The sequence below is a fragment of the Bradyrhizobium sp. USDA 4369 genome, assembly GCF_054056435.1.
The window spans coordinates 8,380,166-8,390,212 of sequence record NZ_JBSRYH010000001.1; the positions used below are offsets into that span (position 1 = coordinate 8,380,166).

At 63.9% G+C, this 10,047-nt stretch carries 6 protein-coding genes and 1 pseudogene; all 7 read right to left on the minus strand.

Annotated elements, in window-relative coordinates; translation table 11 throughout:
* Positions 1-217: 217 nt before the first annotated feature.
* Positions 218-1,282, minus strand: coding sequence for a DUF7146 domain-containing protein (locus tag ACVIJ6_RS37890; RefSeq protein ID WP_444837232.1), 1,065 nt, complete (start codon positions 1,280-1,282; stop codon positions 218-220).
* On the minus strand, positions 1,282-5,643 hold the full coding sequence (locus ACVIJ6_RS37895) for a strawberry notch-like NTP hydrolase domain-containing protein (protein WP_444837233.1): 4,362 nt from the start codon (positions 5,641-5,643) through the stop codon (positions 1,282-1,284). Before ACVIJ6_RS37895 ends, ACVIJ6_RS37890 begins: the two co-directional genes overlap by 1 nt.
* A gap of 201 nt (positions 5,644-5,844) precedes the next feature.
* Complete coding sequence (locus tag ACVIJ6_RS37900) at positions 5,845-6,039, minus strand: hypothetical protein (protein WP_280712519.1); 195 nt, start codon at positions 6,037-6,039, stop codon at positions 5,845-5,847.
* 2 nt (positions 6,040-6,041) lie between these two features.
* Positions 6,042-6,416 carry a DUF6915 family protein gene (locus ACVIJ6_RS37905; protein WP_444837234.1) on the minus strand — a complete coding sequence of 125 codons (375 nt, stop codon included), beginning with the start codon at positions 6,414-6,416 and terminating at the stop codon, positions 6,042-6,044.
* An 11-nt stretch (positions 6,417-6,427) separates the two neighbouring features.
* A complete protein-coding gene (locus ACVIJ6_RS37910; RefSeq protein ID WP_444837356.1) occupies positions 6,428-6,856 on the minus strand; it encodes a DUF6878 family protein in 429 nt (142 codons plus the stop codon).
* Between the two features lie 153 nt (positions 6,857-7,009).
* Positions 7,010-9,148, minus strand: coding sequence for a DNA-binding protein (locus ACVIJ6_RS37915; RefSeq protein ID WP_456776851.1), 2,139 nt, complete (start codon positions 9,146-9,148; stop codon positions 7,010-7,012).
* A 177-nt stretch (positions 9,149-9,325) separates the two neighbouring features.
* Positions 9,326-10,047 (minus strand): annotated as a pseudogene (locus ACVIJ6_RS37920) (DUF932 domain-containing protein); the annotation flags it as partial.

Consider the following 10,047-nt stretch of genomic DNA (forward strand, 5'->3'; position numbering starts at 1 on the left):
GCGGAGGGCCGAAGCGCCAGCGGAGGATGGCGGAGGCCGGCTATTTTGCTTCGCGATGCAAAGGCCCGCAGGGCCGGCGGAAAATAGCCGGTCGTAGCCATTGGCGGCCGGGGCCGCTTGCCGTCCGATCGCCCTCTAGAAGGCCGAGGTCGCGTCCTCTCCGGCATTGGGCCGCCGCGCGACCGAGCTGTCGACGTTGATGGGACGCCAAGCGCGCCTATACGACGGTGGCCGACAATAGAAGAAAGCGGGAGACGTCTTCCGGTACGAGTTGCAGCCGCAATGCCGCTCGTAGGGCGTCGAGACCGAAGATGTGCAGATCCTCGTTGAAATCGCCCAGCCGAGGTGACAAGGGGATTGCTTCGATGCCGGCCGCTTGTGCGCGGTTCAACAGAGTGGCTTGCACCATGTCTCCAGCGGCGTCAGCGTCCCGCGCGATATAGAGCCGACGCAAGCTTGACGACAGCAGCATGGCTGCGAGGTGATTGGCCGACAGCGCTGCGGCCATCGGCAATGTTGGCAGCGCACAACGCAGCGAGAGCATGGTTTCGATGCCTTCGCCGGCCACAAGCACGTCGTCGTCCGGCGCACCGAAGCAAACCGCATTGCCGAGCAGATCGCCCATGGCGCGTCGCGGCGTGTCGATCGGCGCCTTGCCGAGTCGAATGCGATCAAAGCCGTCTGGATCGAGCCACGTGCGATGCACACCAGTGATTCTGCCATCGAGATCTGTGACGCAAGCGATCATCGCCGGCCAGGTCTCGGTGGGTACGTGCTCATCGGAGCGATAGTAGCAGCGCGGATGGAAGCGGACGCTGCCACCATGGTGCACGCGAGCTATTCCGCGGCGTCGCAGATAGGTCTCCACCATGGTGCCTTCGATCGGGCCTGAGATTGCAAAGAGCCGCCTTGCGGCCTCTCGTGATCCCGCCGGGACGGAGCGCACTGGGGGCAGTCGTGGTACGGGTTCCGATTCAGTGCGGGGCAGCTTGAGAAACCGCCTCGCCTCTTCAGCAACTTCGCGGAAGTCACGGAGCCCAAGGCTATGCCGAATGATGTCCAGGAGATCGCCATGCTCACCGGTCGCGGCGTCGGTCCACTTACCCGCGCTCCCCTTGGTGGAGTCCTGGAGCCGCACGAACATCGAGCGGCCCGGCGTATTGTAGACATCACCAACCAGCCAATACCGCCCTTCGCGCTTTCCATTGGAAAGGTAACGACGGCACACCGCCTCGGCCTCGCGCGCGAGGCGATGCGCCAGTTCGGAGGCATCGCGGCGCATCACGCAGCCTCCCGTTCGACGATGCGCTCGATTGGATAGTGCTCGAGCACCTTTGCCAGGACCTCGATGCCGGCCTCATCCGTAGGCACGAACATGCGCAGCTTCCAGGAGATGATCTCGCTGAAGAGGCCATACGTCCTGAGGCGATCGCGCATCGTGTCGTTGCATCCGGACAGCTCGATCCGGTGTCTGCCCATGACGCGGACGCGGCGAAGCTGGAGGCCTTCGGCCAGGTCGAGAACAGTTCGCCCCTCCATCAGAGCGGCAAAGGCTGCGTCGGACGCCAGCTTGGGCGCGTCGGCCGCAAGGACGTTCGCCACCCAACTGGCCGAAACCTTGCGGCCGATGACTCTTTCTCCAGCATCGGTCTGAAGCCGGTAGACCCGCGTCGACTCGTCCGGCAGCCGCTTCCAGATCGGCAGCAGCAAGCCGGCGACGACATGGATTGTGCTTTCCGAGAATTCGGGCAGGTCATGGAGCTCGGCCTGCCAGGCCGCGCCGAAGCGGCCGCGATCGGCTTCGGCCCAATGGCTTTCCGCCATTGCGCTTAGGGGAACGCTGTGCTGCTCCATCGGCCGGATCAGCCGCACGCGCCGTTCGATCTCACCGTCATCGAGCATGAAGCTCGGCGCAGGCACCTGAACGGCGGCCCGGCCCGAGCGCTCGTTGACGAGCGGCACGGCGCACGAATCCGAGAGCCGATCGAACGCCTCCCGCAGCGTTACGGGACGATTACGCTGCCGTTCGGTGATGGACAGCAGCCGTGTCTCGGTGCCAGTCCCGGGATGGGTATAGATCACGCGTCGGTCGGCGATGATGAAGCTCTCCGCGAGCAGCGTCTCCAGGCCGGCATCGTAGGCGCCGGACGCAATCGCGCCTTCGATGCGAGCGGAGAGCAGTTGCTCGAACGTGGCGAACAACACGTTTTGCAGGTCGATGGTCAACGCCAGCAGCCTGTTCAAGAATGTCGTGACCGGCGGCAGTTCATCCTTGATGCCGTTGGCATCCATCAGCTTCAGACCGGTCGCGTCCTCGAACGCCTGGAGCGAGCAGCCTTCAACCTTGCCGCGGACGAGAAGCAGATATAGTTGGCGCAGTGCGTCACGGCCGTAATGGCTTTCGAGGTTGTCCTCGGGGCGGAACAGGCCCTGCCCTCCGGTCTGGCGCTGACCTCGGGTGATGGCGCCCAGCGTGTCGAGCCGGCGAGCAATGGTGCTGAGAAAGCGCTTCTCCGCCTTCACATCTGTCGCAATGGGGCGAAACAGCGGCGGCTGCGCCTGGTTGGTACGATTCGTGCGACCCAAGCCCTGGATGGCGGCGTCGGCTTTCCAGCCCGGCTCGAGCAGGTAATGAACACGCAGCCTGCGATTCCGAGCCGACAGTTCGGCATGGTAGCTTCTGCCCGTGCCGCCGGCGTCGCTGAAGATGAGGATGCGCTTGGCGTCGTCCATGAAGGCCGCGGTCTCGGCGAGATTGGCTGAGGCCGCGCGGTTCTCGACGATCAGCCGATCCCGTTTACGAACGACGCGGCGAGAACGTCCCGTGACCTCAGCGACCATGTCCGTGCCGAACCGCTGGACGATCTGGTCGAGCGCACCCGGTACGGGCGGAAGCGAGGCGAGCTTTTCGATCAGGCGGTCGCGGCGCTTGGCGGCTTCCCGGCTCTCGACCGGCTGACCGTCGCGATAGACGGGCCGGGAAGAGAGATTACCCTCTGAGTCGGTGAAGGGCTCATAGAGCTGGACCGGGAAGGAATGGGCGAGGTAATCGAGGACATACTCCCGCGGGGTGATGTCGACCTGAACGTCGCTCCACTCTTCGGTCGGAATCTCCGCCAGCCGGCGCTCCATCAGCGCTTCGCCGGTCGAGACGATCTGGATGACGGCCGCATGGCCGGCATCAAGATCGCGCTCGATCGAGCGGATCAACGAAGGCGTCTTCATCGAGGTGAGCAGATGGCCGAAGAAGCGCTGCTTGGCGCTTTCGAAGGCAGATCGCGCCGCGGACTTAGCCTGCGCGTTCAGAGTGCCGGTCTCGCCGGTGATGTTGGCGGCGCGCATCGCCGCGTCGAGATTGTTATGGATGATGCTGAATGCGCCGGCATAGGCATCGTAGATGCGAACCTGCTCGGGCGTAAGCTGGTGTTCGAGCAGTTCGTATTCGACACCCTCATAAGATAGCGAACGCGCGGCATAAAGGCCGAGCGCCTTGAGGTCGCGCGCCAAAACCTCCATGGCGGCGACACCGCCCTCCTCGATCGCCTCGACAAACTCGGCCCGCGTCGCGAATGGGAAGTCGTCACCGCCCCACACTCCGAGACGCTGAGCGTAGGCGAGATTATGAACCGTAGTCGCACCGGTGGCCGAGACGTAGACGACGCGGGCATTCGGCAAAGCATGCTGCAGCCTCAGGCCCGCGCGGCCCTGCTGAGAGGCCGCCCCCGGACGATTGCAAGCAATCGCCTTGAGGTCACCCCGCTCGCCCTTGCCACCAAGCGCGTTCTGCATGGCGTGGCTCTCGTCGAAGACGATCACTCCGTCGAAGTCGGAGCCCAACCATTCAACGATCTGACGCGCGCGCGAAAGCTTTTCTCCACGCTCGTCGGTGCGCAGCGTAGCGTAGGTGGTAAATAGGACGCCTTCCGCAAGCCGGATCGGCGTGCCCTGCCGGAAGCGGGAAAGCGGCGTCACGAGCAGCCGCTCCACCCCAAGTGCCGACCAATCGCGCTGCGCATCCTCGATCAGCTTATCGGATTTGCTAATCCAGACCGCACGACGCCGGCCCTTCAGCCAGTTGTCGATCAGGATACCGGCGACCTGCCGGCCCTTGCCCGCGCCGGTGCCATCGCCCAGGAACCAACCGCGGCGAAAACGAACCGCATTCTCAGCGTCATCACGCGCGGCCGCCACGACGTCAAAGGTGGCATCGACCGTCCAGGAACCTGCGAGAAACTCCGAATGGGCTTCGCCAGCGTAGATGACGCTCTCGAGCTGCGCGTCCGAGAGGATGCCATCCGTTATGACATTGGCCGGCAGATGCGGCCGATAGGATGGCTTTGGCGGCGCGACCGACGCCATTGCAGCCGACTGCACGAGCCTTGTGGGATGGGCCTGCGCGCCGGGAATGCGGATCGACTGAAGTGTGTAGGCTTCATAGAGCGCATCGGTGATGGTACTGGCATCAGTGGGCATCCAGTCGATGGGCTCATAGATGACTTCCGTCGCCACGAGATCGGATGCTGGCGCCGCGGTCGCCGGTTGGCGCTTTGCGACGTAGGCGCGGACGGTCCGCGGCGTGGACGGGCTGGCAATTGCTGGCACGACCGCAATCGGCTTGCCAGCAAGTGGACGACGTGCTGGCACGTCCCGGATGACCCAGCCGAGCAAAGTCGGCAGGTCTCGCGCGATGCCAGCGGATGCCGGCAACAACGCGATATCGCCCGCCGGCACCCGATCGATAACGGTCAGGCGGGTGTCGGTGGTGGTACCGTGCTTGGCATAGACGGCGCCGTCAATCGCCGCCGAGAACACGACCTGTCCCTGATCCTGAAGCCGCTTGAAGGAGTCGGTCCACACAGGGTTGTCGGGGGCGACGTTCGCGCCGGTGATGGCGACCAGGCGCCCGCCTGCTGGAAGACGGGCCAACGCCGAGCCGACGTGCTGTAATGCCGCATCTGCCATCGCGCGATCGACGTGGACTGCGGCCGAGAACGGCGGGTTCATCAGCACGACGCTCGGCACGGTACGCGCATCGAGGTGGTCGTTGATGTGTGCGGCGTCAAACCGCGTGGTGGAGATGGCAGGAAAGATCTGCCCGAGAATGCCGGCGCGGCTCTCGGCGAACTCATTGAGGACGAGGGAGGCGCCAGCCAGTTCCGCGAGAACGGCCAGATGGCCGGTACCGGCCGACGGCTCCAGCACGACATCGGCTGGCGTGATCGCGGCGGCCACGCTCGCGACATACGCCAATCCGATCGGCGTCGAGAACTGCTGGAGCGATTCGCTTTCCTCGGACCGGCGTGTCTGGGTCGGAAGGAGGCTTGCGATCCGCATCAGCATCGACAGCATGTCGGCTGGCGACGCCGCCTTGGCGCGCATGGCGGCGCCATGCCGCCGCAGGAACAGGACGGTCGCCGCCTCGCAGGCGTCGTAAGCGGTCTTCCAGTTCCAGGCGCCGGTCGCATCGGAGGTGCCGAACGCTGCCTGCATGGCGTGGCGCAGAACGGCGGCATCGATGCGACGTCCCTGTTCGAGATCGGTCAAAAGCTGTCGCGCAGCCCTGACGACTGCGGATGCGACAACGGCGGTGGCACGCATCGAGAGCGGCGCGGCGCTGGCGCCGCCGACGAGAGGTTCGGTCATGGCAGGATGTCTTTCGGAGAGCGGGAAAAGGCCGAACCGCCCGGCGCTCTCCTGACACCGCCGCGGTTCAAACCCTTCCCGGCCCACCTCTCCCTCTGGATCTCACCCAGAAGAAAGGGCCCGGCGACCAGCGCCAGACCCTTTGAGCGAACTATCCCAATCGGCGATCACTTGTTGGAACCGTGCTCGACGGACGAGGTGTCAAAGCCGCCAGGTCGCAACGATTTCTTGTTCCCGGCGGTGATAATCGAGCATCTCGCGGTAGAACCGCTTGCGCGCTATGCGACACCGGGGGTCGCGAAGCGCTTGCCGAGTGAGCTTGCGCGCTGCCGCGCGAACCACCGCACGCCAACTATCATGCACGGTGATATTCAGGCGCAAATACGTGCCGTACATAGTCAAGCTCCTTCTGCAGTCGAAGAAACCGGCGGCTCGGGCTCGCACGAGATGCGCCGCGTGCGGCTCATCCAGGGTTCGGGACGGATGCACCTCACCCAATCGGCGAAGGACGGGATGTGTCCGAGATCCTCGATAACGTGCTGCTCACCGACCCAGCGCGTCGGAATGACGCGGCCGGACGACAATGTGATGGTCGGACAAAAGATGGTCTCGGCCATGAAGATGCCCTCGGCGTGATGGCGGAGCGCGCGGTGCCGAAAATCCGCCGTGATCTGCTTGCTCGCATCGAACCAGTTATGGATCGGCAGATAGTCATCGACTGCCCCGCCCCACTTCTTCACCGAGGAGAGCGAATGATGATAGGGATGCGCCATTGCTTCCTCCCTCAGAACACATGCTGGGTGTATTCGGAGGTTTCGATCCGCTCATTGAAGTTGAGCGTGATCGTTCGCTCGGCGACGTCGAACAGAAAGTCACCGTAGGCGCCCTGGTTATTCTCCCATCCGGAGTAGGTCTGCTCGAGGAGGTCGTAGACAAGCTTCTCGATCGCGTCCTTCACGGAGAGGGTTTGCCGCGTGACAATCTGGTTGCCGCATTCGACCCGCGCAATCTCGACATGGATGCTCTGGAGATCCGTGTCACCGCCCTCTCCGTCCGCGACAGCGCCGTCGATTTGCCCCTCATCGGCATAGCCGTTGAATGTGACCTCCGCGGTGTCGATGCGCGCACTGGCGAGCGCGTCGAACAACGCTGTCTTGTTCTCGGAGAGAGTGGACTTGCATAGTCTGATAAATTCCTGGTCCCGCAGGGCCAGGAGGCAGAATCGAAACCCGAGCCGGGTGTTGAAGTATCGTCAGTCATGATGGTGCTCCCAAGACGATGAAGCCCGGCGCGAGGGCCGGGCCGAGAGATGAAGGGGAAGTGGTAAAGAACTGCGGGGCGGCGGATGCCGCCCCGCAGCGATGGCCTATTCGGCCGCGACGGCGTGCGGCTGCTCGCTCTCGTCGCCGTCGGTCGATGCCTCGTCACCGCCGGAGAGGAATTCGGGAAGCGGCTCGGACGGCGCGTCAGAGCTGTCCGAAGGCGAAGCCACGGCGGCGACGCGCAGCGGCTCGGGGAGCCAGCCGGCGCCCTCGAGCAGGCGTTCGGCTTCCTTCGCCATCTCCGATTTCTTGAGATGGTCGATGAGCTGAGCCGAGGATTCGCCCCTCGCCTCGCGGATCGCATCGAGGATACGGCCCTTGGTGACACGGCCGAGATAGTTGTCGACCGTCGGACGCCAGCCGGCCTCCACCATGTCGAGACCAACTGCACGGGCGAGCCGATCAGCCTGATCGAGACGGCGCTGCAGCCCATGGCTGGTAATGCCGGGCCCGCCATGGCGATCGACCTTCTCGAACAGGGCATTCACGCCGAAGGAAACACAATGGGCGAGCAAAGCCAGCCGGCTGGCATCGTCGAGCGCAACCAGCCAATCCCACAGGGCAGCCTCGTCGGTCGGCATGTCGGCTCTCCAGCCCTCATGCCGAGTGGCGATCGATCTGGCGGACGCGCTTTCCTTCAATTCGGGCGCCTGGATGGAAAGCTGCACATGACGCACGCCGGCCTCGATACAGCATGGACCGCAAGTCCGATGGAAGGCGTCGAGGCAGAGCTTGTGCAAGAGCGCCGTCATCGCGACCTGCGGTTGGGCCGCAACCGCGTCCTGCAGCGCCAGCGTCCGGTGCGCGGTGAGCTCGATGACGAGCCGGTCGGGCAAGGGCCGGATGGCATCATCCTCTTCCTCATCCGGCGGTACCTGCCCGGCCATGGTAATCACACTGCCCTGGACCGGAGCTGTGGGTTGAGCACCATCGTCGGAGCCAGGCGTTGCGGGGCCGGATTCAGGATCGGGCTCGACTACTGCCGCAGCGAACGCCGCTTCGTCCTCGCCGCGGACATAGCCGCGCGCGACCTGTACCGTCCCATCGGTATCGATGCTGACGAAGGCGCCGGCGTGCGGAATGGCGGCCGCGTCGAAAATATGCGGCCAGTCCTCGAAGGCCGCGAGGGCCTGCTCGAGTTCGCCGAGGCGCGTGTCCGCCTCATCCGGTATTTCGTCAGCATCCTCGTATTTCTCCTGGAGCGCCGTATACTCGGCTTGGAGCGCATCGAGGCTTGCTTGTTCCTCAACGGTGAGATCGGCCGGTTCGCTTTCGAGCCGGCGCAGCCCGTGATCGTAACCGTAGGGGAAGCTCGGGGCGACCTCGATCCACTTCCAACCTTCGGCAGCGATCTTCTCGGCTTCGGTGCGGAGCCTCTCGGCGACAAGACGCTCGAGCAGGGCGATGTCCTCGAGCCAGCCGCCGCCGTCTTCCTCGAAGAGATCGCGCAGCACATTGCCGCCGGCCGCCTCGTAGGCGGCGACGCCGACGAAACGGGCGCGCTTGTCGGAGGCCTTTACCGCGCGCTCGGTCAGAACGCGCCTGATCTGATACGGCTCGTCATAGCCCGACCGGTTGACGTTCTCCCAGACCTGCTCTTGCCGCGCGTGATCGTCCGTGACGGAGAACGCCATCAACTGCTCGAGCGACATGCCATCGTCGGCATAGACGTCGAGCAGTTTTGGAGAAACGGCCGCAAGCCGAAGGCGCTGCTTCACGACACCGACGGATACGAAGAAGATGGCCGCGATCTCCTCCTCGGATTTGCGTTGTTCGCGCAGGGTCTGGAACGCGCGGAACTGGTCGAGAGGATGAAGCGCGACGCGATGGACGTTTTCGGCAAGCGAGTCCTCTTCCGCCGAAATCTCACCGCCGGCATCAGCGACGATGCAGGGGATCGGCGCGGTCTTCGCGAGACGCTTCTGCTTGATCAGGAGCTCAAGCGCGCGATAGCGGCGACCGCCGGCTGGCACCTCGAACATGTCGGTCTCCTGGCCGTCGGCATCGAGGACTGGCCGGACATTCAGGCTTTGCAGGAGGGACCGACGTGCGATGTCTTCGGCAAGATCTTCGATCGAGATACCCGCCTTGATGCGGCGGACATTGGATTGGGACAGCACGAGTTTGTTGAAGGGAATGTCGCGCGACAGCGACAGCTTGATCTTCTGAACGGCTTTTGCCATGTCAGTTTCTCCAGAACGGCCGGCCGAAAGCCTCTCTCTCGGCCTCCAAGCCGTTCACGGAGCGAAGCGCCGCCCTCTTGCTCTCAGAGGACGGCGCCACGAAGGAGACGAAACGGAAAAACGCGGAAGAAGCAAAGCCGAGGACACGGGAAGTTCGCATGCCCGGCTTCGTGGTAATCAGGCGACGCGATCCAAGAGCTTCTTCGCCTTCGTCTCCATGTCCAGGCGTGCGTCTTGGTGAGACTTGTCGCGGGCGACGGCGGTGATGCCCTGCACGAAATCGAAGATGCTTTCAGGCGGGCGGCCTTCCTCCGCCAGCACTGCATCGATCACCTTGCCTGTCTCGGCCTTCGAGAAGCCGCGGCGACGCAGGAACTCGGTGCGATCGTCGTCGTTACGCGCCACGATTCGCTCGCGGGCGGCTTTGATGCCATTGACGAAGGGCATGGGTGAGGAGTTGGCGAAGTTCAGCAGCGCCGGGGCCGCTTCATGGGCGAAACGATTTGCGGCGTATTTGGAGTGGCGAATAGTGATCTCCTCGAAATCCTCCACGCCCCACAGATTGCGGTTTTGGCAGACTGCACGGAGATAGAAGCTCGCCATGCCGAGCGTCTTCGCCCCAACCTCCGAATTCCAGCAATAGAAGCCTCGGAAAAAGAGGTCGGGCGAGCCGTCACGGAGACGACCGGCTTCGATCGGGTTCAGGTCGTCAACCAGGAAAAGGAAAACGTCCCTGTCCGATGCATAGAGGGTCGTCGTGTCCTTGGAGATGTCGACACGAGGATTGTAGGTCCCGGTCGACCAGTTGAGCACACCCGGCACCTTCCACCGCGTATCGCCAGTTCCATTGCCGGCGATGCGCTGGACGGCCTCGACTAACTCGTGGTCGAAAATTCTGC